Source organism: Stenotrophomonas sp. PS02300, assembly GCF_029959395.1.
GTDB classification, from domain to species: Bacteria; Pseudomonadota; Gammaproteobacteria; order Xanthomonadales; family Xanthomonadaceae; genus Stenotrophomonas; species Stenotrophomonas maltophilia_AD.
In genome coordinates, this window is record NZ_JASCOP010000054.1 from 1 (window position 1) to 25032 (window position 25032).

The 25032-nt window shown below is 64.9% G+C and carries 32 protein-coding genes and 1 pseudogene; 16 read left to right on the top strand and 17 right to left on the bottom strand.

Features of this window, described 5'->3' with window-relative positions; all coding sequences use genetic code 11:
* Window positions 1–75: 75 nt before the first annotated feature.
* The 7 genes and pseudogenes from QMX79_RS11440 to QMX79_RS11470 form a co-directional block, all read right to left on the bottom strand.
* Window positions 76–2508: pseudogene (locus tag QMX79_RS11440) on the bottom strand (TonB-dependent receptor).
* A gap of 149 nt (window positions 2509–2657) precedes the next feature.
* Window positions 2658–3083, bottom strand: a complete 426-nt coding sequence (locus QMX79_RS11445) for a hypothetical protein (protein WP_336618865.1) — start codon at window positions 3081–3083, stop codon at window positions 2658–2660.
* 94 nt (window positions 3084–3177) lie between these two features.
* Window positions 3178–3864 carry a Fe2+-dependent dioxygenase gene (locus QMX79_RS11450; protein ID WP_282246869.1) on the bottom strand — a complete coding sequence of 229 codons (687 nt, stop codon included), beginning with the start codon at window positions 3862–3864 and terminating at the stop codon, window positions 3178–3180.
* A gap of 18 nt (window positions 3865–3882) precedes the next feature.
* On the bottom strand, window positions 3883–6204 hold the full coding sequence (locus QMX79_RS11455) for a catecholate siderophore receptor Fiu (protein WP_282246870.1): 2322 nt from the start codon (window positions 6202–6204) through the stop codon (window positions 3883–3885).
* Between the two features lie 122 nt (window positions 6205–6326).
* Entirely contained in the window at window positions 6327–6722 is a 396-nt protein-coding gene (locus QMX79_RS11460) for a hypothetical protein (RefSeq protein WP_282246871.1), read from the bottom strand.
* Between the two features lie 102 nt (window positions 6723–6824).
* Window positions 6825–7157, bottom strand: a complete 333-nt coding sequence (locus QMX79_RS11465) for a non-heme iron oxygenase ferredoxin subunit (RefSeq protein ID WP_282246872.1) — start codon at window positions 7155–7157, stop codon at window positions 6825–6827.
* The gene (locus QMX79_RS11470; RefSeq protein ID WP_095363751.1) at window positions 7154–7690 is read right to left on the bottom strand and encodes a GNAT family N-acetyltransferase; all 537 of its coding nucleotides are present in this window, start codon (window positions 7688–7690) and stop codon (window positions 7154–7156) included. Before QMX79_RS11470 ends, QMX79_RS11465 begins: the two co-directional genes overlap by 4 nt.
* Window positions 7691–7811: 121 nt before the next feature.
* Between QMX79_RS11470 and QMX79_RS11475 the strand changes: the two genes are divergently transcribed.
* Window positions 7812–8237 carry a hypothetical protein gene (locus tag QMX79_RS11475; RefSeq protein WP_282246873.1) on the top strand — a complete coding sequence of 142 codons (426 nt, stop codon included), beginning with the start codon at window positions 7812–7814 and terminating at the stop codon, window positions 8235–8237.
* A 17-nt stretch (window positions 8238–8254) separates the two neighbouring features.
* Here QMX79_RS11475 and QMX79_RS11480 read toward each other — a convergent pair whose 3' ends face one another.
* Entirely contained in the window at window positions 8255–9037 is a 783-nt protein-coding gene (locus QMX79_RS11480) for an energy transducer TonB (RefSeq protein WP_282246874.1), read from the bottom strand.
* 336 nt (window positions 9038–9373) lie between these two features.
* Here QMX79_RS11480 and QMX79_RS11485 point away from each other — a divergent pair, with 336 nt between their 5' ends.
* The 13 genes from QMX79_RS11485 (at window position 9374) to QMX79_RS11545 (ending at window position 15890) form a co-directional block, all read left to right on the top strand.
* Window positions 9374–9823, top strand: a complete 450-nt coding sequence (locus QMX79_RS11485; protein ID WP_282246875.1) for a DUF4265 domain-containing protein — start codon at window positions 9374–9376, stop codon at window positions 9821–9823.
* A 209-nt stretch (window positions 9824–10032) separates the two neighbouring features.
* Window positions 10033–10404 carry a hypothetical protein gene (locus QMX79_RS11490; RefSeq protein WP_282246876.1) on the top strand — a complete coding sequence of 124 codons (372 nt, stop codon included), beginning with the start codon at window positions 10033–10035 and terminating at the stop codon, window positions 10402–10404.
* Window positions 10405–10620: 216 nt separating this feature from the next.
* On the top strand, window positions 10621–11100 hold the full coding sequence (locus tag QMX79_RS11495) for a hypothetical protein (RefSeq protein ID WP_282246877.1): 480 nt from the start codon (window positions 10621–10623) through the stop codon (window positions 11098–11100).
* On the top strand, window positions 11097–11396 hold the full coding sequence (locus QMX79_RS11500; protein WP_282246878.1) for a hypothetical protein: 300 nt from the start codon (window positions 11097–11099) through the stop codon (window positions 11394–11396). Before QMX79_RS11495 ends, QMX79_RS11500 begins: the two co-directional genes overlap by 4 nt.
* Before the next feature lie 236 nt (window positions 11397–11632).
* Window positions 11633–12082 (top strand): hypothetical protein, encoded by a 450-nt coding sequence (locus tag QMX79_RS11505; RefSeq protein ID WP_282246879.1) that lies wholly within the window; start codon window positions 11633–11635, stop codon window positions 12080–12082.
* A 60-nt stretch (window positions 12083–12142) separates the two neighbouring features.
* Window positions 12143–12685: a hypothetical protein gene (locus tag QMX79_RS11510; RefSeq protein ID WP_282246880.1), complete on the top strand. Its 543-nt coding sequence runs from the start codon at window positions 12143–12145 to the stop codon at window positions 12683–12685.
* A complete protein-coding gene (locus QMX79_RS11515; protein WP_282246881.1) occupies window positions 12669–13232 on the top strand; it encodes a hypothetical protein in 564 nt (187 codons plus the stop codon). Before QMX79_RS11510 ends, QMX79_RS11515 begins: the two co-directional genes overlap by 17 nt.
* A gap of 93 nt (window positions 13233–13325) precedes the next feature.
* The gene (locus tag QMX79_RS11520; RefSeq protein WP_282246882.1) at window positions 13326–13847 is read left to right on the top strand and encodes a hypothetical protein; all 522 of its coding nucleotides are present in this window, start codon (window positions 13326–13328) and stop codon (window positions 13845–13847) included.
* On the top strand, window positions 13828–14190 hold the full coding sequence (locus QMX79_RS11525; RefSeq protein ID WP_282246883.1) for a hypothetical protein: 363 nt from the start codon (window positions 13828–13830) through the stop codon (window positions 14188–14190). Before QMX79_RS11520 ends, QMX79_RS11525 begins: the two co-directional genes overlap by 20 nt.
* A 64-nt stretch (window positions 14191–14254) precedes the next feature.
* Window positions 14255–14827, top strand: coding sequence for a hypothetical protein (locus QMX79_RS11530; RefSeq protein ID WP_282246884.1), 573 nt, complete (start codon window positions 14255–14257; stop codon window positions 14825–14827).
* Window positions 14828–14844: 17 nt separating this feature from the next.
* Window positions 14845–15351 (top strand): hypothetical protein, encoded by a 507-nt coding sequence (locus QMX79_RS11535; protein ID WP_282246885.1) that lies wholly within the window; start codon window positions 14845–14847, stop codon window positions 15349–15351.
* A 78-nt stretch (window positions 15352–15429) separates the two neighbouring features.
* Window positions 15430–15582: a hypothetical protein gene (locus QMX79_RS11540; protein WP_282246886.1), complete on the top strand. Its 153-nt coding sequence runs from the start codon at window positions 15430–15432 to the stop codon at window positions 15580–15582.
* Window positions 15579–15890 (top strand): hypothetical protein, encoded by a 312-nt coding sequence (locus tag QMX79_RS11545; RefSeq protein ID WP_282246887.1) that lies wholly within the window; start codon window positions 15579–15581, stop codon window positions 15888–15890. The genes QMX79_RS11540 and QMX79_RS11545 overlap by 4 nt, the downstream gene beginning before the upstream one ends.
* A gap of 32 nt (window positions 15891–15922) precedes the next feature.
* Here the strand turns inward: QMX79_RS11545 and QMX79_RS11550 are convergent, their stop codons facing one another.
* From QMX79_RS11550 to QMX79_RS11570, 5 genes are all read right to left on the bottom strand, one after another.
* Window positions 15923–17179 (bottom strand): cysteine desulfurase, encoded by a 1257-nt coding sequence (locus tag QMX79_RS11550; RefSeq protein ID WP_282246888.1) that lies wholly within the window; start codon window positions 17177–17179, stop codon window positions 15923–15925.
* Entirely contained in the window at window positions 17176–18438 is a 1263-nt protein-coding gene (gene sufD / locus QMX79_RS11555; RefSeq protein ID WP_282246889.1) for a Fe-S cluster assembly protein SufD, read from the bottom strand. Before sufD ends, QMX79_RS11550 begins: the two co-directional genes overlap by 4 nt.
* Entirely contained in the window at window positions 18438–19202 is a 765-nt protein-coding gene (gene sufC, locus QMX79_RS11560; protein WP_068854574.1) for a Fe-S cluster assembly ATPase SufC, read from the bottom strand. Before sufC ends, sufD begins: the two co-directional genes overlap by 1 nt.
* An 82-nt stretch (window positions 19203–19284) precedes the next feature.
* Complete coding sequence (sufB, locus tag QMX79_RS11565) at window positions 19285–20760, bottom strand: Fe-S cluster assembly protein SufB (protein ID WP_184125138.1); 1476 nt, start codon at window positions 20758–20760, stop codon at window positions 19285–19287.
* 16 nt (window positions 20761–20776) lie between these two features.
* Window positions 20777–21229, bottom strand: a complete 453-nt coding sequence (locus QMX79_RS11570) for an SUF system Fe-S cluster assembly regulator (protein ID WP_282246891.1) — start codon at window positions 21227–21229, stop codon at window positions 20777–20779.
* 132 nt (window positions 21230–21361) lie between these two features.
* Between QMX79_RS11570 and QMX79_RS11575 the strand changes: the two genes are divergently transcribed.
* Complete coding sequence (locus tag QMX79_RS11575) at window positions 21362–21829, top strand: SET domain-containing protein-lysine N-methyltransferase (protein ID WP_068854575.1); 468 nt, start codon at window positions 21362–21364, stop codon at window positions 21827–21829.
* A 53-nt stretch (window positions 21830–21882) separates the two neighbouring features.
* Here QMX79_RS11575 and QMX79_RS11580 read toward each other — a convergent pair whose 3' ends face one another.
* From QMX79_RS11580 to QMX79_RS11595, 4 genes are all read right to left on the bottom strand, one after another.
* The gene (locus QMX79_RS11580; protein ID WP_282246892.1) at window positions 21883–22479 is read right to left on the bottom strand and encodes a DUF1439 domain-containing protein; all 597 of its coding nucleotides are present in this window, start codon (window positions 22477–22479) and stop codon (window positions 21883–21885) included.
* A gap of 88 nt (window positions 22480–22567) precedes the next feature.
* The gene (locus QMX79_RS11585) at window positions 22568–23101 is read right to left on the bottom strand and encodes a hypothetical protein (protein ID WP_282246893.1); all 534 of its coding nucleotides are present in this window, start codon (window positions 23099–23101) and stop codon (window positions 22568–22570) included.
* Window positions 23102–23141: 40 nt separating this feature from the next.
* Window positions 23142–23450 (bottom strand): DUF3861 family protein, encoded by a 309-nt coding sequence (locus tag QMX79_RS11590; protein WP_282246894.1) that lies wholly within the window; start codon window positions 23448–23450, stop codon window positions 23142–23144.
* Between the two features lie 260 nt (window positions 23451–23710).
* Window positions 23711–24109: an HU family DNA-binding protein gene (locus QMX79_RS11595; RefSeq protein WP_068854576.1), complete on the bottom strand. Its 399-nt coding sequence runs from the start codon at window positions 24107–24109 to the stop codon at window positions 23711–23713.
* 384 nt (window positions 24110–24493) lie between these two features.
* Here QMX79_RS11595 and QMX79_RS11600 point away from each other — a divergent pair, with 384 nt between their 5' ends.
* The gene (locus QMX79_RS11600; protein ID WP_282246895.1) at window positions 24494–24928 is read left to right on the top strand and encodes an OsmC family protein; all 435 of its coding nucleotides are present in this window, start codon (window positions 24494–24496) and stop codon (window positions 24926–24928) included.
* Window positions 24929–25032 lie beyond the last annotated feature (104 nt).

Sequence of the window (25032 nt, forward strand, 5' to 3'; positions counted from 1 at the left end):
GCGGGGCGGCAAGTACCGACCAACGGGCGGTACCTACCGGTAGCGCCCGACCGTTGGTCGGGCGGCGGGCGGGCGTCAGAACTTCGCGTTCAACGAAATCCAGTAGCTCCGCCGCTGGTCCTTGGTCGCGTAATCGTCCACGCAGTTGTACTCGCTGTCGCTGATCAACACGCACGACTGCGAGACGAAATCCTTGTCGAACAGGTTGTTCACCCGTGCGTTCACGGTCAGCCACTGGTTGATGTTCCAGCTGCCGCCCAGGTGGAAGATGGTGTAGTCGTCGTAATACCGCACCTGCGACGAGCTCACCCCACCCACATTGGCAACCAGCGTGTCGCGGTACCGGTCGTACCGCCCTTCGCCGATCAGCGACAGGCTCACCGCCTCGCTGACCTGCCAGTTCAGGCTGGCATTGGCCATGTGCCTGGCCGGCGTGGTGGTGCCGCCCACGGGCTTGCCCTTGTCCACGCCGCTGGTCTGCTCGGACTTCGTATAGGTGTAGTTGCCACGCAGCTGCAGGCTGTCCAGCAGGTCCACGTGCGCGGCTGCCTCCACGCCCCGCGTTTCAGCGGTATCGATGTTCACGCTCTGGCTGAAGGTGCTGTAGCCCAGCGCCGCCCAGCCCGGGCCCACATCCACGCAGTAGCCGCTGCCGGCCGGGGCCACTTCGCAGTTCGGGAAGGTGCCACCACTGGCGATCTTGTCGTCGAACTTGTTGAAGAACCCGGTGAGGTTGAAGCCCCAGCGCTCGCCCTAGTAGTAGCTGGCGATTTCATAGTTGGTGCTGGTTTCCGGCTGCAGGTTGGGCGACCCCACCAGCGGCAGCACGCCCTGGCCGCCGAAGCCGGTCACGCCGGGGAACAGCTGGTCCGGGCGCGGGGTCTTGTAGCCGGTGCTCACGCCGCCCTTGAAGGTCCACGCATCGCTGGCGTTCCACACCAGGTAGGCGCGCGGGCTGACGTGGCTGCCGAAGATGTTGTGGTCGTCGTAGCGCACGCCCACCGTGGCGGTCAGTGCATCGGTCAGCGCCCAGTTGTCTTCGGCGAACACCGACCACATGCGGTGCTTCTGCTTGACGTTGTCGCGGTACCCGGCGCCATCCATGCCAAACACCCCGTCCACCATGTCGGTATCGGTGTACTGGCCACCCACGGTCAGCTTGTGCGCGTCGAAGCTTATGTCCAGCATGGTGTCCAGCACGTAGCCTTCCAGCTCCATGGTGCGCAGCGGGCGCGGCAGGAATGCTTCCAGGCGCGCCAGCTCGGTGGGGTTCAACGCCGACAGCCCGTTACGGGCACCGGCGGCGCAGTTGCTGGCCGCGCCGGTGCGCAGGCAGACATCGTTCCACAGCGTCTGCAGGTCGGCGCGTTCGTCCAGGGTCAGCGGCAGCGAGCGGCCCAGGTTGTTGCTCTTGGTGTGGGTCAGCGTGGTCTGCCAGGTGCCGAACGAATAGCGCCCTTGGTGGCTCAGTGCCAGCTGGTCGCGCTCGTAGCGCTGGTAGGCGGTGTAGCCCACGCGCGGCTGCACCACGCGGCGGGTGAGGGTGCCGGTGCCGTTCGGGTTCGGGATGGTGGCATTACCCACGCGCCACAGGCTGGCCAGGCTGTCCAGCGTGCCGGTCTGGCCTTCGCTGTTGTCGTACTTCTGCCGCGACACGTCGTAATCCAGCGACAGGTCATGGTCGTCATTGATCGTGAAGCCCAGGCGCACGCCGGTGTTCCAGTTGGTGTTGGCCACCGCCTTGCCGCCGCCGCCGAAGCCGATGCTGCGCTCCCACAGGGTGCCGTCGGGTAGCGGCAGGTCGTCCCATTCCGGGTTCGACGCCTTGGCATCGTAGTAGCTGCCGCGCACGGCCAGCGCCACGCGGTCCTTCACCAGCGGGCCGGTGAGGTACACATCGGTGGTGCGCGCATCGCCGAACTGGTCGTCCTGCTGCACGGTGAAGCCCTGGGTGACCGAGCCGTGCCAGCTGTCCTGGTTGCGCCGGGTGATGATGTTGATGACGCCCCCCATGGCGTCGGAGCCGTACAGCGTGGACATCGGGCCGCGCACCACTTCGATGCGCTCGATCGCATCCAGCGGCGGCAGGTAGGCGAACTGGCCGCCGCCGAAGTTGTTCGGGTACAGCTGGCCCACGTTGCTCTGGCGGCGGCCGTCGATCAGCACCAGCGTGTATTCGGACGGCATGCCGCGCATGGAAATGGTGGCGCGGCCGTTCTTGTCGGTGGTTTCCATGCCCACGTCGATGCCTTCCACGTCGCGCAGCGCATCCACCAGGCTGGTGTACGGGCGCTTGGCCAGTTCCTCGCGGCTGACCACGCTGATGCTGGCCGGGGCATCGGTGATCTTCTGTTCGAAGCCCGAGGCGGTGACCACCACCTGGTCCAGTGTCTTGGGGTCGCCCGCGACATCGCCGGCGGCGAAGGCGGGGGCGCTGAGCGCGCCCAGCAGGGCAACGCTCAACGAGCAGCGGGACAGGGACGTGCGACGACGATGGCGCTGGGCCATGGGAAGTACCTCGAAAAGGGTGCGAACGCGGGAACGCCGTGGCCGAGGGCCGCAGCGGAATCTGGAAATCGTCAGGAGCCTGCGGGGCAGGCAGCAGCGGTGCGCTCAGCGACGGTCGTGCAGGTGCGGCGACGCGGACGCGGGCGGGATCAGGCCTGCGGAGGGGCCTGGCCGCGCTGGACGCGCAACCCGGGGGGCGCCGGCAACGGCGTGGCCGGGGCGGAATCGATGGTGGGCACCACCTGCGGCGGCAGCTCGGCCAGCGTGCCCAGCAGGGCATCCAGAGAATCGGTCAGCGGCGGCTGCGGCAGGCGCGGCGGCGTGGCCGCCGGGCGGGCACTGGCCATCCGGCGCGGCTTGGCCGGGGCTTCTTCCTGCAAGCGGTTGTCGCCGGGACGTTCTTCGGCTGGCTGCTGCAGCACCAGAGAGGCGGTGCCGGGCAGACGCTGTTCCAGCAGCGGCAGGCTGCCCAGCAGCATCGAGAGCAGGGCCAGCCACGCCAGTACCGTCGCCAACGCCGGGCGCTGCCCGCGCATGGCGGGGGCAAAGCTGCGGTGGCGGTGGGGGTGGCGCAAGACGGGATCCCTTCGACAGCGCACCAGCAGTCCTGGCGCGGCGGGGATTGTAGAGAGCGGTTGTAACAAACGCAAATAGGAATGATTTACAACGTCAGGTCTCGGTCCAGCGCCGCAACAGGTTGTGATACACCCCGGTCAACTGCAGCACCGCCCCCGGATCGCCGCCGGTCACGCGCAGCTTCTCGATCGCGCCATCCATCTCCAGCAGCATCCGCCGTGCGCCATCGTCGCGGACCATGCTCTGCACCCAGAAGAACGAGGCCAGCCGCGCCCCCTGTGTGACCGGGTTGACCTTGTGCAGGCTGCTCGACGGGTACAGCACCAGGTCGCCGGCAGGCAGCTTCACCTCATGCTCGCCGTAGGTATCGCTGATGACCAGTTCGCCACCTTCGTAGTCCTCCGGCGCGTTGAGGAACAACGTGCATGACACGTCCGAGCGCAGGTGGCTGCGCACGCCCTGGCTGTCAGTGATCATCACCGCGCCATCCACATGGAAGCCATACTCGCCACCGCCCTGGTAGCGGTTGAAACGCGGGGGCAGGATACGCAGCGGCAGTGCGGCGGCGAAGAACAGCGGGTGCCGTTCCAGCGCCGCCAGCACGATCCTGCCCAGCTCGACCTTCAGCGGCGCGGCGTCAGGCAGCTGCTGGTTGCGCTTGACCTGCGCGCCCTGCACGCCCACGGTCTCGCGGCCGTCGGTCCAGTCTGCCGCCGCAAGCGCGCGCTGCAGGTGGGCCAGTTCGTCGGCAGTGAGGACATCGGGAACGTGCAGGAGCATGGCAGGGTCCTTGGTGGATCAGAAGCGGAAGTCCGCGCTGAACAGCACGCTGCGCGGGGCGCCCGGGGTGTAACGGTAGCCGCTCTTGTTGATCGCGGCCACATAGTCCTTGTCGAACAGGTTGTAGGCGTTCAAGCGCAGCACCAGGTGCTCGTTGATTTCATACGAGGCCACTGCGTCGTACACCGTGTACGACTTGGTGAACGCCGGGGTGCCCACCGCGCCGTCGGTACCGCGGTGCATGCGGCCGGCGTAACGCACGCCACCGCCCACGGTCAGCCCGAACGGGAAGGTGTAGCTGGTCCAGCTGGTGAAGGTCGCACCTGGCGTGTAGGTCAGGTTGCGGGTGCCATCGGCGGCCACGTTGGCGCCTTCCTCCACTTCGGTATCCAGGTGGCTGTAACCGGCCGACACCGACCAGTTGTCGGTGATGCGGCCCACGGTGGACACCTCGATGCCCTGGACCGACTTCTTGCCGGTCTGGGTCGGATTGCCGGCATCGTCCAGCACCTGGGTGTTGATCTCGTTGCTGACTTCGGTCTTGAACAGGGCGACGTTGAAGGCCAGTGCATCGTCGAGGAAGGCCCACTTGGTGCCCACTTCAAGCGTCTTGGCCTTCTGCGGGTCCAGGCTGGGGTTGTCGGCGCTGCTGGCCGAGCTGCTCAGCTGGAAGTTGCTGCCGCCCGGGGGCTGCTGGGACAACGCGTAGTTGCCGTACAGGCTGACGATGTCGCCGACCTTGTACACCGCGCCCAGCTTCCAGTTGAGCAGGGTATCGGAATGCTCCAGCGACGGATTGGGAATCACCGTGCCCACCGGATTGCTGCCGCACGCCGGGCCGCGCCCGCCGCACACCACCGCGCTCTGGTACTCGGTCTTGTAATGGTCCGCACGCAGGCCGGCGGTGACCAGGAAGCTGTCGGTAAAGTTCAGCGTGTCGAACAGGTACACCGACGAGGTGGTGGTCTTGCCGCGGCTGTCGGCGCCGTTGTGCGCCCAGGTCAGGCCGGTGGCGTTCCAGTCCGGGTTGTACAGGTTGGCCGGCGACCAGGTGGTGCCGTTGGTGGCCGCCTGCCCGAAGGTCTTGAGCTCTTCACGGGTGAACTCCACGCCGGTGCTGAGGTTGTGCACGATGGCGCCGGTGCTGAAGTCCGCGCGCAGGTTGAGCTGGTCGGTGAGGATGGTGTTCTGCTGGTCCTTGAAGGTCGGCAGGCTGCGCGCGATGGTGTAGGTGTCCAGGTTGTTCGGGTCGGTGTAGCGGATGTTGCCGCTTGGCGCGCCGTTGGCACCGCGCGTGCCGGTGCCCATGAAGGCGGTGAGCATGTAGTCCTGGTCGGTGCGGCCCCAGCGTGCGGTGTTGGTCAGGCGCACGTTGTCATTGAAGTCGTGCTCGATGCGGAAGGTGGCCATCTTCGCGGTGACATCGTCATGGTCGGCGCGGGTGCCGTAGAAATTCTCCGGGTTCACCGGATGGCCGGCCAGCTGTTCCAGCGTGGGCTGCGGGGTCCAGCCGGGCAGGCCCAGGGTCGGCACGCCGCCGTCGGGAACGTTCTGCTGGTCCACGTACAGCAGGTTGAGGATATAGCGGGTGCTGGTCCCCAGCCCGAACGCCAGCGATGGGGCGATGCCCCAGCGCGAGTTGTTCACGTGGTCACGGCCCGGCTGGTCGCTGTCCTGCCACATGGCATTCAGACGCAACGCGCTGGTGGCGCCGAGGGACTGGTTCCAGTCGGCCGACGCGCGCTGCTGGCTGTCGCTGCCGACCGACACGGTGCCGCTCACCGCGTCATGCAGGTTGGCCTGCTTGCTCACCATGTTGATCGAACCGGTCGGCGCGGAGCGGCCGTTGTCGGTGCCGGCCGGGCCCTTGGACACTTCCACCTGTTCGGTGTTGAACACATCGCGCGAGATCGAGCCGACATCGCGCACGCCGTCCACGAAGATGCTGCTGGAGGTATCGAACCCGCGCATGAAGATGCTGTCGCCGGTGTTGGTGTTGCCGTTCTCGCCGACATAGAACGTGCCCACGCCCGGGCTGTTGCGCAGCGCATCGGTCAGCGTGGTGGCGCCCTGCTGGGTGAACAGGTCGCGGCTGATGATCTGGATGGTCTGCGGGGTGTCCTGCAGGGACTGGGTGAACTTGGGCGAGGCGACCTTGTCGACCTTGAAGCCGCGGGCGGCCTGCACCTGCACCTGGTCAAGCGTGCGCGGGGTGTCACTGGCCGACTCGGCCTGGGCGGCCACCGGCAGCATGGCCAGGCTGAGGCCGGTGACGAGGCTGGCGGTGGCCAGGCTGGCGGCACTGCGGGTGGGGAAGGAATGCTTGCGGCTCTTGATCATGGTGGTGGTAGACCTGGAAACGGAATGAGGAATGCCGCCGGGCGCGCAGCGTGGGGCGCGCACGCAGGGGCGTGGACGGGAATCGGGTACGGGGGTGCGACGTGCGGAAAAGCAGTCAGGAACTACGCGCGGGCCGGTGGGGCCTGGGACAGGTGCGAACGCAGCGTGCGCGCGGGGATGGGGGTTGAGCCCCACGGCGCAGGCGGTTGGGTGGCGGTCGGGTGTGCCGCCGTTGCTGACGCGGTGGCATGCGCGGGCGCCTTGCCCTGGCGACCGGCGTCGGGATCCTTTTCCACGACCGCTGCGGCGTGCAGGCTGACGTCCGGCCGGTCGGGTGCCGGTTTTCCGGATTGCAGCGGCGAGCCTGCCGAGACCACGGGGCCGGGCGCCTGGGCAGGGTGGTTCGATCCGTGAGCGCCAAGCCAGCCGACGATGCCAACCAGCAGGCATGCCAGCAGCACCGCACTCAGCAGGAGCGGAAACGGGCGGGCAGCGGTGGCGTCACGGGCGATGGCCATGACAATAAATTAACAGAAACGATAATGATTCGCATCCGCCGCCTGGTGCCAGGCGTCACAGAACCGGTCCCGGGCGTGGACCGGGTATTCAGTTCTGTGAGATCAGTCGCGGTCGTCGCGGGTCCACACGGCGTCGTGCTCCCGCTTCACCGGAAACTTCGGCACCGCCGTATAGGCCGGGGCACACAGGGCACGGCCATCGCGCACATCGAAGCGCGCGCTGTGCAGCACGCATTCGATGCTGCCTTCCTCGGTATCGAACGTGCCCGAGGACAGCTCGAATTCCTCGTGGGTGCACTGGTCTTCAAGGGCGTACAGCTCGCCGTCCAGGTTGAACACCAAGATCAGCGTACCGGTGACCTCGTCGAAGGTGCTCTTCATCTCGCCCGGCAGCAGCTCGGCCGTGGCGCAGACGAAGGTCCAGGTCTCGCTCATGCGTGGGCCGCCAGCGGCTTTTCCAGGATCTCGAAGCGCAGGTCGTCGCGCTTGGGAATGCCGAAGCGCTCATCCCCGTACGGGAACGGCTTCTTGATGCCGGTGCGCTGGTAGCCACGGCGTTCGTAGAAGGCGATCAGCTCGTCGCGGATGTCGATCACCGTCATCTGCATCACCGGCACGCCCCATTCGCGCGCGGCGTGGGCTTCGGCAGCGTCCATCACCTGCTTGCCGATGCCGCCGCCCTGCTGGGCCGGGTCCACCGAAAACATGCCGAAGTAGCCCTTGCCGTGGTCATCGGCCACATGCGCGCAGGCCAGCAGCTGGCCGTCGCGTTCGGCCAGCAGGACGGTGCTGCGCGGGCGCTCGATATCGGCTTGCAGGCCGGTTGCGTCAATGCGCGCGCCGTCCAGCATGTCCGCTTCGGTGGTCCAGCCGGCGCGGCTGGCGTCGCCACGGTAGGCCGAGGTGACCAGGGTGATGAGGGCGGGAATGTCGGCCAGCGTGGCCGCACGGAAGGTCAGGGTGCTCATGCCGTCATTCTAGAGCGGGGCGCCGGTGGCGGGTAGCAGTGGCGCTGCCTATGCAATGCGGCTTTTTGATAGGAACGGTGCGTTGGCCGTGCGGGCCAGGCACTGTCAGGATCGTGCGGCTATGAAGTCCATTCTCCTGTCCTGCGTGTTTCTGTTGGCGCTGCCCGGCTGCGGTGAAGGCCCCCCGACGGACGACCGCTACCTGTCGCCCCGCCAGTTGGCCGTGGTGACCGCCGCCGCCAAGGATGACGACCTGGTGGCGATCAAGCGGCTGATCGCGCACTACGAAGCCACCCCCGGCAATGATGTGCCGGCCGCGCGCTGGCGGCAGCGCGCGCGCGACCTGGGCGATGTCCAGGAGCTCTACTACCAGGCGGCGTCGCGTTTCGCTTCCGCGCGGGTGGTGGAGAGTGCCGAGGCGCGCTTCCGCCTGCTGGGCGAAGCCCAGGACGCGGCCAAACGCGCCTATGAGCGCGAGCCGGTGCACGCCAACCTGCTGCTGGTCGAACAGATCGAGCGCGAGATGCGCACGGCGCTGACCGAATAGCACGCCTGCGCGGGCGCTCAGCGGATGAAGAACTCCACCGGGAACGACAGTTCCACCGGTGCCGGCCGGTCATCCGGCACGGCCGGCAACGGTGCCGCCCGGCGGAAGGTATCCAGCGCGGCCTGGTCCAGCATCGTGTAGCCCGAGCTCTGCTCCACCGCCAGCGCAAGCAACTGGCCATCGCGGGCCAGGCTCACCCGTACCTGCACGATGCCCTCATGGCGGCGCGCCCGCGCGGCGTGGGGGTAACGACGGAAGCGTTCCAGCCGCGCCATGACCCGGCCTTCCCAGCTGTCGCGTCCGGGCGTGGTCTCGCTGGGGCCGGGCGGCAGCGGTGGGCTGGGCGGCGACGCGGCGACCGAGGCCTGCTGCTGCAGCGGCGCTGGCGAATCCGGCTTGGGCTGCGGCGGGGTCGGTGGCGGGATCACCCAGCGGGCCGTCTCGCGGGGCGGCGTCCTGGGCAGCTCGCGCGGGGGTTCCGGCTTTTGCTGCTGGAGCGCGGCGGCCGTGCTGGGGGTGGGCGCGACGATGTCTTCCAGCGGTACTTCCGGCGCGCGCGGGGGCAGCAGCACCAGCTGGGTGCGGTCGGCCGGCGGGGGCGGCAGCACCGGCGTGCTGGCAACGTGGGTCCAGAGCAGCAGCGCGATGACGGCAGCATGGGCCAGCACGGTCAGGCTGCCAGCGAGCGTGCGCGCATGGCGTTCGGTGAACGAGGCGCGTGCCCGCGCATGGCCCGGCGGGGCCTGCAGGTATGCGTGCAGCGGTGAGGTGCTCGCGGCACTGGGGGCGACCGACGACATCCAGTGACATTAATGAGAAGGGTTCTCATTATGGCATACGCGCTTCGTCGCATGGCCGGCAAGCGCGCGCGGGCTGCAGTCCGTTCTCAGGTATCGCAACCGTAACGGTCGTGTTGCCACCCGTTACCCCGGCCTTCCACACGGCAACCTGGCTTTCGACCAAGAAGGCTCCCATCCGGGTTCAATGTGATGTTGGCTATCGCGTTCGCTCGTGCAACGCTGGTGGCTGCTCGGGATGGTCTGACAAGTGCTCTGCAGTCAGTGTAATTTGGACAACGGTAGTAGGAGCGAGTGGGGTCCGCCAAAAGAGCGATTGCCATGAATAGAGCAGAGTACGTGAAAGTCGCATTCAAGTTGCCCTGTGGGGATGACGGGTATCCTCCCGTGGATTGGGAGAATCTTTGGGCAATCCCTCTCAGTGATGGCAGCTATCGTGTGGATAACGTTCCCTTCTATGTAAATCTGATTAGTTCCGGTGATGTTGTTGCTGCGTCGCATGTGGACGGACAGTTGACATTCCAGAAATGTCTGGCGGGAGGCGGACACTCTACGGTTCGAGTCATCGTATACGAGGTTGATCGGGTAGCTGAGCTTAGAAGCAAGCTATCTGGCTTGGGTTGTGCAACGGAGTTGAGTAATGTCCCGTCCTTCTTTTCCGTCGATGTCCCGCCAGACGTCAACTTTTCTGGTGTGGTGAATTTTCTGGAGTGCTTTGCCGGGCAGGGCGTCCTGGACTATGAAGAGGCATCCATTCAGCATAAAAATGAATCGCCCGGGGTTTTGTAGATGGTCGTCAGCCGTTTAGCGCGTACTGTTTCTCGAACTCTACCGGGGACGCCAATCGTTGGAACTGTGCCGCCGCTTTTGACAGCGTCCGAAGTCCGAGAGGCTGCGCTTCGTGTCTGCGCAATTGTTGGAATCGACGCTATCTTGTCGGCGGTTGGTCGTCCCTGAGCAGACGCCTGGGCTGCAAGATTGCATTCCAAGGACTACTCATGAATGCAGTGAAGGTTGTGAAGGATGGAGAGAGGGAGTCGCGCGTCCCCGACGCATGGCGCCCGACCCTGTCCTCAATTGTGGACGCGCTGGTCATCGGGGATGAGCCTCAGCTTCCTCGCGTTTCATTTCGCACGCCAGATGCCTGGGGTCGTATCAAGTCAAACATTCAAGAATATGGTGCCCATCTGATTGGGTTGCCTGAAGCGTCATGGGATTCATCCGTATGCATCTGGGTCGGAGAATTCTGGGAGGTCTTGGTGGATCTTTACACTGGAGAGGAAGGACGGAGCGATCTTGTCCTTCAAGTGCATGTCCGGGAAGGCCAGGACGGGTACATGTACCAGGTTGTACTCGTCTATGTTCCTTAGGAGTAAGGAGTTCGTCCGCTGTGATCAGCTGCTGCCTCGATTGCATACCCTCGACCGGCGGTCTCTTGACCTCACCGGCCGATGGGGCCATACATACGGTCAGGGAGGGCGCCGGATGGGTCTCAAGAGGCAACGCGGGGAAGGGAGAACGGCGCGGTGTCTCGGCGTCGTCGGGGTGCTGTTGTCGACCGTGCTGGGTGCTGAGTGCAGGAAGCCATGAGCAGGCTCCGCTGGTGGGCGGGTTCTCTGTGCCTGTTGCCGCTGGCTGGATGCGGGGGCGATATTTCGGAGGGCCGGTACCTTCCCCCGTCAGCGCCGGAGGAATCACGCGCATTGTGGAATGACAATGGCGCATTGTCGTTTGCACTTGCCGGGCCGAGCGCTGTCGAGGTCGCCGTAGTCACGCCCGACAAGCGGTTCGTGATGCTGGCATCGGCGGACTTCCTGTGCCAGGGAGTTTCAAGGGAGGGCGGGCGTCTAAGGATCGATCCATCCAAAGCGACGGGCTACTACTGGAATGCGGAAGGTCGGAAGGAAGAGGTAGTAGCGTTCGCGCAGGTGGGTGCGTACGAAGTTCTTGTGGCAGACAATCTGGAAACCGAGTTGGATGGCACCGAATCCGTGATGACCTATGCGAATGCCACGCCCAATGAGTTTTCGGCCAAGGGTACCTGCAACCCCCGGAGGGGTGAATGAATCAAGCGTTCGTGGAATCGCACAAGGTGTTTGTAGCCATCGTCTGCCTGATGGCGATCGTCAGTACGATCTGGGTCTGGCGCACCGTGAGGGTGCTTGAACGGAATCGACCTGATCTGCTGCAGGCGGTTGGGATAGGGCGGGTTGACTTCGGACTGCGGTGCTACCGCGGATTCGCCAGACTGGGATTCACCTCGGGTGGTGCCGGACTGAGGCCCCCGCAGCGCTGGGCATTCCGCGCGCTGTTCGCTAGTTACGCACTCTTCGCCGTGATGGGCGTATTCGGACTTCAATGAATCGTCCATGTCGAGTGCTCGTCGTTGGCGGTTTCCCTGTTGATGGGCATCTACCTTGGTTCCCCCTTCCTGCTGATCCTCAGTAGTGCCGCCAGCTTCGCCTGCTCGGTTTTCGGTACGCTCATTGGACGTCGGATGTCGGGCTTTCATGGCTGGGTCAGGAATGCGGGCCAACCGGTGGTCTGATTGGAAGGTCGGATCCGGCGGGCGATCAGGATTGCTTAAGGGAGGCAGTATTGGACGTAACGGGCGTTATCGCGTTTGGGTACTACGATGGAGTGACCGAAGGGGTCGCCAGGCAGGCGTTTGGCGCTGACTACTGCTATTTCAAGGTAATCGCCTGGGATGGTGGGCAAGACGATCGCCTCCATGCTGTCGTGGAGATATCGGCGGCGGCCTATCTGTGCATTGCTTCGCTTCTGGAAAGTGCACAGGCTGCTCCCGATCTGCATGCCTGGTTCCCTGCATGGGATCACCTCGCGGAAGCGCATCGAACTGGGCTCGAAGCGATCTTGAAGCGCTTGCAGGATGATCTGCTGCTGAAAGGTTCCCTGGTGTACTCGAGAGGGATTGGGCAGAGGGAGACGTTGAGGGTTGCAATTGACGCCTCGAACGCAACGCGCGTGGGCGCGGCTCTCCTCGAAGACGCTCCGGGGGACATCGCACAATGGAAGCGCGAGTTGTAGCGGAACTCGGTATCGGCGGTGTCTTTGAGGTGACAACAGCTTTACTCGAGGGCGGAAAAAGTGGAGAACGATCGCTGGGATGAGGTGCGTAAGCGGCGAATGTTGCTGGCCGATGAGAGGGAGCGCGCGCACCTGCGGCTACGCCACGGCGCTGCTCTGGTCCAGGCCATCAATGAAGCGGCCTCCTGCAGCCTGCGTACCGAGGACTTCCGGGCCAGGTCATTCGAGGGGGACTTTGTGTGGCCGCGGGATATTCGCGATGCCCCTGGCCTCGTACGTGCCTATGTCGGCCTGGCCGAAGCGCTCAGGGTCATGCAGTGCGTCGAGCACAGACTGGGTCTCCTTGAAGGCGAGATTGGCTTTCACGAGAAGGACTATCTTGGATTTGCGCCCGTGAGCGGATTTGCCGTCACCTCCATGGTGGCAGTTGCGGCCTTCACCAAGGACTCGGCCCTGTTCCACGCTGAAGCTGCCGGGGTCGTGATACTCGTGGACTGCTATGGAAACAATGCCGAAGAGCAGTTCAGCGTGGTGATCCAGGGGGCAGGGGTGCCGCCAGATCTTGACCTTGTCCCCAACGATGAGCGTGGACGAGATGGCTGATCATTCCCCGGAAGCCCTTGGGCTCTCCCCGACGGCTGCTTGGCTGAACTTCATCGAGTCCATCGTATTGCCGACGATGCCCCCTGATCTGCCCTTCGCGATCCAGGGCTGGGCTGGAATGGCCTTTGACCGAACCTCCTATGAGGATCTGGCACCGGATAGCGTGTGGGAACGCTGGATGGCGGTACACAGCCAAGCGACCGGGTATCCTTCGGGACTCGGTGCAGTCAGGTACAGGAACGCCTCTGATCTGTTGAGCGGCGTCCACATCAAGCCGGATATGGAATCCATTCGCACGTACTGGGACGAGAATGACAGTTTCCTGCGCGACCACTACGTATTCTCTCTCGACCGGCAATGGATCATTCGGCTGGATCAGGATACAACGCTGTTCATGGGGGAATTGGGCTTCATGCGATCCGTGGTGGAAAGGCTGGGCGGGGTGGCGGAAGTCAGGAAGGTGATGGACGACGATTTGATCGGTGGTTTCGACGATGTGGTCGGTCTTGGTGACTATATTGATGGGCTGCTTGCCCCGTTGTCATAGCCATGGGCGACAAGGCATGCAAGGGAATGGTCAACTGGCAGTGCCCAAACCTTGGCGCGTTTCCAGGGCGATCATGAGAGGATTTTCGAGACAATGAGAAAGGTCGATCAAAACGTCGAGGTCGGGGTTCGCCTGTCGAACACAGAGTTGACCGGGATGCTTATGACGATCCTGATTCTTTGCCCTCTTGCAGGCTGTCACCGCTCAGAGGCCGTTCCTCCCATGCCCCCCGCTGTTCAGTCGCCAGTCGCGCTGGAATCCACGGCGGCCCCGTTTCACCTGTCCCGCGAGGACCTCGCAGTGCAGACGGAGCTCGCCAATGGTGGCAACAGGGCGGCTGCGATGCGGGTTGCCGATCACTATGCTTTCGGTGAGGCGGACATTGAGCTCGCACTTCCCTGGCTGAGAATTGCCTCGAAGCAGGGGGACGTGGGCGCCATGAGATCTTTGGCTGTGTACTTGGGAGAACGCGGTGGACCGCAGAACTGCGGCGAAGCCATGAAGTGGCTGGAACGAGCAGGGCGCGTGGGTTCACACGAAGATCTGGAGCGATACGATATCGAAGGAGTTCATGCCAGCCTCAAAGGTCGCTTGAATGGCTGTGTTGGCCGCTAGGCACGACTGGACGTCGCTCGCGAGTATTCTTGCGTCTCCGGATCGATTTGACGGGATGAAGGTGTCGGTTGGGGCGTGGGTGGATGAGGTGAACGACGTTGTTCTCCTTTTTCCGACCCTTGAAGCGATGAGGCTCAGGGATTCCGCCAGCTCCCTGGTCGTGTATCCGGGGAGGAATGTGGGCGGTGACAGGTTTTCACCGAAGGATCTGCCCGAGGACCTCAGATTCCTGCGGGTGACGGGGGTTTTCCATTGGATACGGGATGGCGTTGGAAGCCCTCACGCTGATCCGGTTGATTCGAACCGGATGGGGGTGCTGGAACGGGCCACCATTGAACGTTGAACTGACTGGCCAGCGCCCAGACTCGGCACATCTCCGAGGCGAGATTGACAGGAGTTTTTCAGTCATGAGAAAGGTCCATCAGAACTTCAGGATCGGGGTTCGCCTCCTTGAAAAAGGGCAGGCGGCTCAGGCGCTTGCGCTTGCAGAGGAATTGATCAGATCCGAAGACGAGATGGATCGCGTTGACGGGTACTCGTGCCGTGGGATGGTCTTCGAAGACGGCGGTCAGGACGTCTCCGTTGATCTGGATAGATCAATTGACAGCTACCGAAGGGCTTCACTGATCGCCCCAAACGCCGTCACGTTCCTGTACTTGGCGCGCGTAACCCTGAAGAGGAAGGAGTTTCCCCAGTCCCTCAGGTTCCTTGAGATATCTGCGGGATATGAGGAAACCCCGGAACTCCTGCTGGGCTTCGCACAATGGTTTGAAGAGTCCGATCCGCCAGATTACGGAATGGCAAAGTCCTACTACGCAAAGGCGGCTCTCAGCGGACGGTTCGCAGGATTCTTCGGCTACTCGCGGGTGGCACGCGCGGCCGGACAGCCCCTGCGTGCACTGGCCGTAGACATTGCGCGCATCCTGTCCGGGCCACTCATCGCGTTGGCCATCGGCACACGCGCACGCTTTCAGTTCTAGGCAAAGGAGGGCATCAAGTGAAGCTTGTCTGCATGGTTGCCACGCTTTTGTTGACAGTCGCCGCTCTGGCGGCATGTACCGCTGTTCCGGGAGACGCGGCGCCGAAGCCGTCGCAGTGTGCTGCAGATGAGAAAGTCGCTTGCCGGGTGACGTTCCGCGGTCTTGCAGAGCACTCGAACCGGTTCGACGGCCACGCGGTGCGGGTTGAAGGCTATCTCGGCGTTTCCAGGGGGCTGTTCGTGCTGTCTTCCAGCAAGGAACTGTTCGATGCGGGTGCAACCGACGAAGTGGCGCTGCGCCTGCGAGGTCCCGTTGACGTTCAGGAGCGGATCTTCGATCAGTTTGCGTATTCCTGGGTTTCAGTGACTGGAACCTTCAGGGTCACGCCCAGGAACGGCACTACCGATGATCTTCTTCTCGGTGAGCTTCATGCACCCCTTGAGGTCCGTCCATTGCGTCTTCCTGTGCCAGTGAAGCGTGAGACATTCGGCGATGTCATTCTGGACCTGCAGGACATCAAATGAAGTGGACGTCCATTGCCAGGATCGAAATCTCATTGGAGGAGGCCGGGAGTACGGCGCCAGGAATGAAGGAGGCCTTGCGTGGCGGACTTCAGTAAGTTGCTGGACAAGCTGTATGCGATTTCGGGCGTGCACACGGCGGATCCAGGCGCGGAGAACTACCCTTTGGTTTCCCAGGCATTTCATCCCTTTGGTGACTTTATGCTCTACGACACTTTGGTGCCCGACCGATGACCCTTGACGAGATGTCTGATCGATACCCCGTGCTTCTTGCACTTATTGCAATAACGATCTGGGTGAGCACCATGGCCACCCTCAAATTGCTGTTCTGGCTTAAGAAATACAGGCCAGAAAAGCTGGAGCAAGTCGGCATCAAGCACATTGACGGCTGGTTCGCGTGTTGGCGCGGGGTCTGGTTACTTGCTTTTTCGCAACACGGCTCGGATCTGACAGGGGTGCAACGACTGACGCTGCGACTGGTCGTGCTCAGTAGTGCGTCGTTGCTTCTGATCGGTTTGATCGCACTCGTGTCGAGCCATTGAGCAGCGGCTGACGGAGTTGCGATCAGGCACGATCAGCCCAGCAGCTTGCGAACCTTGTTCAGCGCTGCGATGAAGCGCTCGATCTCGGCGTGCGTGTTGTAGAACGCCAGCGACGCACGGCAGGTGGCCGCCACGCCGTAGTACTGCAGCAGCGGGTGCGCGCAATGCTGGCCGGAGCGGATGGCCACGCCTTCCAGATCCAGCAGGGTGGCCAGGTCGTGCGCGTGCGCGCCTTCGATCAGGAAGGAGACCACCGCCGCCTTGTCCGGCGTGGTGCCGAAGATGCGCAGGCCGTCGATCTTGTTCAGTTCTTCGGTGAAGTGCGCCAGCAGCTCGCTTTCGCGCGCTTCCACATGCTCCAGGCCCAATGATTCCAGGTAGTCCACCGCCACGCCGAGGCCGATGAAGCCGGCGATGTTCGGGGTGCCGGCTTCGAACTTGTGTGGGGCATCGTTGAACACGGTGCCCTCGAAGCTGACTTCCTTGATCATCTCGCCGCCGCCCAGGAACGGCGGCATGGCATCCAGATGCTCGCGTTTGGCCCACAGTGCACCGGTGCCGGTAGGGCCGCACATCTTGTGGCCGGTAATGGCGTAGAAATCGCAGCCGATGGCGGCAATGTCGACCTTGCGGTGCGGCACGGCCTGCGAGCCGTCCACCACGGTGATGATGCCGCGCTTGCGTGCTTCCCGGCAGATCTCGCGCACCGGGTTGACCGTGCCCAGCACGTTGGAGACGTGGGCCACGGCAAGCAGCTTGACCTCGGGGGTCATGGCCTTGCGCAGGGCATCCAGGTCCAGCGCACCTTCGGGGGTGATCTCGGCCACGCGGATGGTGGCGCCGGTGCGCTGGGCCACCAGCTGCCACGGCACGATGTTGGCGTGGTGCTCCATGCGCGATACCAGGATGACATCGCCGGCCTTCAGCCGCGGCAGGGCCCACGAATAGGCCACCAGGTTGATGGCAAAGGTGGTGCCGCTGCACAGGATGAGTTCGCTGGCGCGCACGTTGAGGAAGCGCGCCAGCTTGCTGCGCGCGCCTTCGTAGGCGTCGGTGGCCTCGGTGCCCAGCGCATGCACCGCACGGCTGACGTTGGCGTTGTAGCGGCGGTAGAACTCATCCACCGCGCCGATCACCTGCACCGGCTTCTGGCCGGTGTTGGCGTTGTCGAAGTACACCAGCGGCTTGCCGTGCACTTCCCGCATCAGCAGCGGGAAGTCCAGGCGCACGCGGTCCCAGTCGGGGGCGGCGATTGGGTCGGCCACCGGGCGCGGGGTGGAGAGGTTCATGCCACGCCTGCCTTGGCCAGCGCGAGGTCCAGCTGGCGGCGCAGCTGTTCGGTCAGGCGCGCGTCGAGCACGTTCAGCGGCTCGTGGCAGAACGCGGCGCTGAGCAGCTGCTGCGCCTGCTGGGCCGGCAGGCCGCGCGAGCGCAGGTAGAACAGGGCGTTGGCATCGAGCTGGCCGACGGTGGCGCCGTGTGCAGCCTTCACCTCGTCGGCGTCGATCACCAGCGTGGGCTGGGTATCGATTTCGGCGTCGGCCGAAAGCAGCAGGTTCTTGTTGGAGAGGTTGGCGTCGGTGCCATCGGCGCCGGCACGGATGTGGATGCCGCCGTGGAAGACCACGCGGCTGCGGTTGGCGGCCACGCCGCGCCACACCATTTCCGAGGCGGTATCGCGCGCGATGTGTTCGATGCCTAGGCGGGTATCGACATGGCGGCGGCCGTTGCCGAGCAGCACGCCGTTGGCGGTCAGCTGGGCGTTGTCGCCTTCCAGGCGCACGTTGAGTTCGTGGCGGCTGAGCGCGGCGCCCAGCTCCAGGTCCACGCGGCGGTACTGCGCGTTGCGGGCCAGCACGGCATCGGTGCGCAGCAGCGCGGTGGCGCGGCTGCCATCGGCCTGCACGCGGGCGTGCGAGAGCACCGCGTCCTGGGCCAGGTGCACGTGCACCAGGGTGTTGCCCAGGTGCGCGGCATCGCCGGCATCCAGGTGATGCTCGACCACGCCGAGCGCGGCACCGGCGCGCAGTTCGATCAGGTGGCGGTGATGCCAGGCCAGGTCACTGCCACCGGCGGCGCTGATGAAGACCAGCTGCAGCGGGGTTTCAACCTGCACGCCGTCGCCCACGCGCACCAGCACGCCTTCATCGGCGAGGGCGGCATTGAGGCGGGCGAAGACCTCTTCGCTGCGCTCGAAGCGGCGGCCCAGGAAGCGCAGGGCTTCCTCACCGGCGGCCAGCGCCGAGGACAGGGTCTGCACCTGTACGCCGGCCGGCAGCGCCGACACATCGCTGTGCGCGGCGGACGGGCGGCCGTTGACGAACACCAGCCGCGGCGACGGAATGTCGGCCAGCAGGGCAGGGTCGATCTCGGGCGCGGCCAGCGGCGCGGGCTGGAACGTACGGCGTTCGAGCTGGCGCAGCGAGGTGTACTTCCAGGCTTCGCTGCGCGGGCCCGGCAGGCCGGCCTGCAGGGCGGCATCGAGCTCGGCGCGGCGGGCGTCGCTGCCGCAGAAGCCGGCGGCGAGGGAATCGAGCAGGGCGCTCATCAGACCGCTGCCTCCGGCACCACGCGGTCCTTCAGGAAGTGGTAGCCGTGGGCTTCCAGTTCCAGGGCCAGTTCGGGGCCGCCGCTCTGCACGATCTTGCCGTCAGCCAGCACGTGCACCACGTCCGGCTTGATGTAATCGAGCAGGCGCTGGTAGTGGGTGATGACCAGGAAGGAGCGGTCCGGCGAGCGCAGCGCGTTCACGCCGTCGGCCACGCTCTTGAGCGCGTCGATGTCCAGGCCGCTGTCGGTCTCGTCCAGGATCGCCAGCTTCGGCTCGAGCACGGCGAGCTGGAAGATCTCGTTGCGCTTCTTCTCGCCACCGGAGAAGCCTTCGTTGACGCCACGGTGCAGCAGCTCATCCTTCAGGTGCAGCACGGCCAGCTTCTGGCGCACCAGCTTGAGGAACTGCATGGAATCGAGTTCTTCCTCGCCACGCGCCTTGCGCTGGGCGTTGAGCGCGGCGCGCAGGAAGTAGGTGTTGTTCACGCCGGGGATTTCCACCGGGTACTGGAAGGCCAGGAACAGGCCGGCGGCGGCGCGTTCTTCCGGCGCCAGCTCCAGCAGGTCGCGGCCTTCGAACTGCACGCCGCCTTCGCTGACGTCATAGCCTTCGCGGCCGGCCAGCACGTTGCCCAGCGTGGACTTGCCCGCGCCGTTGGGGCCCATGATGGCGTGCACCTGGCCCGGCTTCACGTCCAGCGACAGGCCCTTGAGGATTTCCTTGTCGCCGATGCGGGCGTGGAGGTTGTCAATCTTCAGCATGATGTTCTTTCCAATATGCGAACCAAAGGCCGCGTAGTGCCACGCCCTGCGTGGCAAAAATGCAAAACGAAGCCGCGGCGTATCAGCCCACGGAACCTTCAAGGGAGACTTCCAACAGCTTCTTGGCTTCCACCGCGAACTCCATCGGCAGCTCGCGGAACACCTGCTTGCAGAAGCCATCCACGATCATCGAAACCGCGTTTTCCTGGTCGATGCCACGCGCGCGGCAATAGAACATCTGGTCATCGGAAATCTTCGACGTGGTGGCTTCGTGCTCCACCGTAGCGCTCGGGTTCTTCACCTCGATGTACGGGAAGGTGTGCGCGCCGGAGGTCTTGCCGATCAGCAGCGAATCGCACTGGGTGTAGTTGCGCGCGCCATCGGCATTGCGGTCCACCTTGACCAGGCCACGGTAGGTATTCTGGCCACGGCCGGCGCTGATGCCCTTGCTGACGATCTTGCTCTTGGTGCGCTTGCCGATGTGGATCATCTTGGTGCCGGTGTCGGCCTGCTGGCGGTGGTGGGTCAGCGCCACGGAGTGGAACTCGCCCACCGAGTCATCGCCCAGCAGCACGCAGGACGGGTACTTCCAGGTGATCGCCGAACCGGTTTCAACCTGGGTCCAGGTGACCTTGCTGCGCGCGCCACGGCATTCGGCACGCTTGGTGACGAAGTTGTAGATGCCGCCAACGCCGTTCTCATCACCGGGGTACCAGTTCTGCACGGTCGAATACTTGATCTCGGCATCTTCCAGCGCCACCAGCTCGACCACCGCGGCGTGCAGCTGGTTCTCATCGCGCATCGGCGCGGTGCAGCCTTCCAGGTAGGACACGTACGCCTTGTCCTCGCAGATGATCAGGGTGCGCTCGAACTGGCCGGTGTGGCCGGCGTTGATGCGGAAGTAGGTGCTCAGTTCCATCGGGCAGCGCACGCCCTTGGGGATGAACACGAAGCTGCCGTCGGAGAACACCGCCGAGTTCAGCGCGGCGAAGTAGTTGTCGCCCACCGGCACCACGCTGCCCAGGTACTGCTTGACCAGCGCCGGGTGTTCCTTGATGGCTTCGGACATGGAGCAGAAGATCACGCCCTTTTCGGCCAGTTCCTTGCGGAAGGTGGTGCCGACCGAGACCGAGTCGAACACCGCGTCCACCGCCACGCCGGCCAGCTTGGCGCGCTCGTGCAGCGGCACGCCCAGCTTGTCGTAGGTGTCCAGCAGTTCCTTGGGCACGTCATCCAGCGAGGCGTACTTCGGGCCCTTGGGCGCGGAGTAGTAGCTGAGCGCCTGCAGGTCGATCGCGGCGATCTGCAGCTTGGCCCAGTTCGGCATCGGCATGGTCAGGAAGTGGCGGTAGGCGTCCAGGCGCCACTGCGTCATCCATTCCGGCTCTTCCTTCTTGGCCGACAGGGCACGGATGGTGTCCTCGTCCAGGCCAGGCGGCAGCGAATCCGATTCGATGTCCGTGATGAAGCCGGCCGAGTACTTGCGGCCGAGCTGCTCGTGGATCTCGCGGTTGGGGGTGTCGCCGGGGGCGACGGTGTCGAGGGTATCGGTGGCCATGGGGGCTGCCTGTGGATCAGGAGACGACATCCGCCGCGATCACGCGGCGGGGGGCGTCAACAAGGGGAAGAGGGGGCAGGATCTGCGCCAGGGTGACCTTGCGCAGTGCGTCGGACACCACGTCGTTGATCATCCGCCAGCTGCTGCGCGCGCCGCATTGCAGCTCGCGCCCGCACTGGCTGTGGTCGTGCGCGCACTCGGTCAGGCCCAGCGGGCCCTCCATGGCTTCGACGATCTCGAACAGGCTGATCTGGTCGGGGCGGCGGGTCAGCCGGTAGCCGCCGCGCACGCCGCGCAGGCCTTCCACCAGCCCGGCCTGCGCCAGCGGCTTGAGCAGCTTGCTCACGGTGGGCGGCTCGAGGCTGGCAAATTCGGCCAGTTCGGTCGCACTGAGTACCTCGCCCGGGCGAGCGGCAAGGACGGTCAGGACGACGGTGGCGTAATCGGTAAGCTTGGTGACGCGGAGCATGGGGAGGGCAGAGCCATAAAGCGGACTGAAATTGTACGCTTTTATCCCCGGTCGTCCAACCCGTCCTGTTCAGCTGGCCACGATCACGGCGATTAAGCGAGAATCGAGCATCCCAACGTAACGGCCAGCCAGATGCCCAAGAAGATCCAAGCCCGCAAGTCCACCATTCACGGCAATGGCGTGTTCGCGCTGGCGCCGCTCAAGAAGGGTGAGCGGGTCATCCAGTACAAGGGCCTGCTGCGCAGCCACGCCGACGTGGATGCCGATGATACCGGGGATGTGGAAAGCGGTCACACCTTCCTGTTCACCCTGAACGACGATTACGTGATCGATGCCAACTACAAGGGCAACGACGCCCGCTGGCTGAACCACAGCTGCGACCCCAACTGCGAGGCGGTGATCGAGGAAGCCGAGGGCGACAACCGCCGCGAGGACAAGGTGTTCATCGAGGCCATCAAGGACATCAAGCCGGGCGATGAGCTGACCTACAACTACGGCATCACCCTGGCCGAGCGCCACACCGCGCGCCTGAAGAAGATCTGGGAGTGCCGCTGCGGCTCGAAGAAGTGCACCGGCACGATGCTGCAACCGAAACGGTAAACGTCGCAGGCGTTTGCCGTTTCGGGTAGCGCCCGACCGTTGGTCGGGTGACCTTATCTACCCAGCACGCCCGCCGGCACCAGTGCGCCCAGGTCCTGGTTGAAGGTGACCACCAGCTTGCCGTTCTGGACCTGGGCCGACTGCACCTGCAGCGCGCCCAGCAGGGCGGCCACGGTCGGGTCGATCTTGTAGATCGGCTCGCGGCGGGCGTAATCGACCAGGAACGTGTTGAGCAGGCCGCGCGTGCGCGAATCGAGCTTGCCGCCGTTGTTTGCCGGGACGAAGTCGTCCACCGTGGGCTGGTCCAGGTGGAAGCCCTGGGTCTGCGCGTCGTAGCGCAGGCCGCTGCTCAGCTTGACCTTGCCCAGCGGGGCCGGCGCGCCGCCGGCCGTGGCCAGCGCCACGTCAAAGCCCAGATCCAGGCGGTTGCCCTGCGGCAGGGTCAGCTTGGGATGGCTCATGGTCATCGCGATCAGGCCGCCCAGGGCGTCCTGGGTGCGCGGGAAGCTGCCGTCCAGATATTGCTGGACATCGGTGGCACCGACCGACAGTTCGCGGCCGGAAATGCTCGGCGCGGCCTGCGCGCCGACGGCGGCGGCAATCAGGACGGCACAGGCGGCAATGCGGGTGAACACGGGGCGTAGCTTCATGGTGGCCGGGCGCTGGTGGGAGACCCCGACACGATAGCGCGTTGGCCTGAATCGGCGCTTCATGGGCTCCTGCGTGGCTGCGCCGCGATCAATCGAGCGCGGGCTGCAAGGAGGCGCTGAGAATTTCCCAGCCGCTGCCGTCCTGGCGCGGTTGCAGGCGGTACCAGCCGGTGTAATGGAAGGTGCCTTCGGCGGTGATCGCGCGGATGCGTACCGGCACCTCGCGCAGGCGCGACGGCTGGGCGGTATCGCGGGCAATGGGAATGTCGGTGTCCACGCGCAGGTTGCGCAGCTGCGGGATGCTGCGCAGCACGGCGTCATCCGGGCGTGCGCTGGTGTGGCCGCCGCTCCAGAACGCATCGGAGCTTTTGCGGTCGCTGCCCAGCAGGGCGTAGATGTAGTTGCGGACGGTGATGGTTTCGCTCGGCGCATCCGGGGCCACCGCGCTCAATACCGGCGGGGCCATGGCGGCCAGGCCTTCGCCCTGCGCCGGAGCCGGTTCGGCGGATGTGGCGGCAGGGTCGGTCGCCGCTGTGCCTGCGGGCGTTTCCGTGGGCGACCGATCGGGCTGGCAGGAACATCCGGCAAACAGCAGCGGCAACAGGAACACGACTCGACGCATGGCACACCCTCCCCGGTGGAGGGGAGAGTGTAGCGGGGGTTCAGGGCGTGCGCTGGATCGCATCCAGGGCGCTGAGCACCTCGTCCAGTTTCGGCTGCAGCGCGGTCAGCGGGTGCGTGGGTTCGTCGGCATGGCGCTGGGCCAGGTCCTGCAGCAGCTGGGTGGCGACGATGGCTGCGGCGCGTTCGTCCCCGCTCAGGCCGGCCGGGCGGCGGGCCGCTTCCAGCAGCCGCATCCAGTCCTGCTGGGCGCGGTGTTCCAGTTCGATCGTGCAGCGTCCGCTGCACTGCAGCCCGTCCTTTTCGATCGGGGTAACGGTGATGCGATAGCGTTGCGAGGGGCTGGCCATGGCGGTGCACTGTGGGGGGATGGGCCCACCTTAGGCGTGGCGACGGGGCCGGGCGACAGGCGCGGCCGCACGCAGTGTTCCACCTTGTACGTTCCGGGTTTGCGCGTAGTGGCCGCGAGGGCCGTGGCAGCTGGGTCTGCGCGGGCGTACCCGGCGCAGGCAGGGTTTGGCAACGCTGTGTTTCGCTGCGCGTGCGCTGCCCCAAAAGAGAACGGGACGGCCATGGCCGTCCCGTCCGGGTGCTGCAGGAAGCGCGCTGATTAGAGCGCAGCGTCCTTGAGCTTCTTGAGCGGACGCACCTTCAGCTTGGTGGTGGCCGGCTTGGCGGCGAACCACTGCTCTTCCTTGGTGAACGGGTTGATGCCCTTGCGCTTCGGCTTGGCCGCGACGCTGACGGTGGTGATCTTCAGCAGGCCCGGCAGGGTGAAGCTGCCCGCGCCCTTCTTGTGCACCGAGGAGGCCACTGCGGTTTCCAGCGAGGCCAGCACAGCGCGGACGTCCTTGGCGACAACGCCAGAGGCTTCGACGATGTGTGCAACCAGGCCGGACTTGGTCAGCACTTCCTTGATCGGCTTCGGAGCGGCCGGCTTTGCGGCGGCCTTCGTAGCGACTTTCTTCACTGCCTTCTTCGGGGCAGCCTTCTTAGCGGTCTTTGCCATGGTTTCCTGTTCCGTGATCGGTTGGTTGTGTGGTCGCGCCGAACCCATCGGCAAGCGAAATGTAGGGCAACAATGCGGCGGCGCCAATAGGCAAACGCATAAATATTCGGCTTTTCTGCGTTTGCGGTTACTGCAGTGCATCAGGACATGCCCAAAAAAACGGTCCGTTCGGCGGGGTGGGAGCGGTTGGCCGGGCCAGGCAGGCGGACAGGGATCGTGCGGAAATGCCTTGAAAACAGCACTTTGCAACACCGCGAGGGTGACGCGTGCCTGGCAAGGGGGTGGCCAGGTGCGGCCGCACGCCGCAGGCCGGCACGGCCAGACACGGTGCTAACGCCTGCCGGTCTACGCTGGTGCTGCCATTCACCCACTAAGGATCCGACGATGGGCATTTCGCGTCACGCCACTGCGCACTGGGAAGGTGACCTCAAGACAGGCAAGGGACAATTGAGCACGCCGCAGAGCGGCCTGCTGGACAAGACCCGCTATGCCTTCAGCAGCCGCTTTGGCGATGAAAAGGGCACCAACCCGGAAGAACTGATCGCCGCCGCACATGCCGGCTGCTTCACCATGGCGCTGTCGGCCAAGCTCACCGAGGCCGGCTTCGTGCCCACCTCGCTGGACACCGAAGCCAAGGTCGACCTGTCGATGGAAGGCGGCCCGCAGCTGTCGCAGATCACCCTGAAGGTCAAAGCGGTGGTTCCCAACATCGACGCGACCCAGTTCCGTGCCATTGCCGATGATGCCAAGCAGAACTGCCCGGTATCCAAGGCGCTGAGCGCGGTGCCGATCAGCCTGGAGGCCGAGCTGGCGGGCTGAAATGTTCAGGGTGCCGACGCCGCGTCGGCACCTTTGGAGTTCCGCGTAGAGCCACGCCCTGCGTGGCAGCGCGCGGTGCCGGAACGACGTGCAGCCACGCAGGG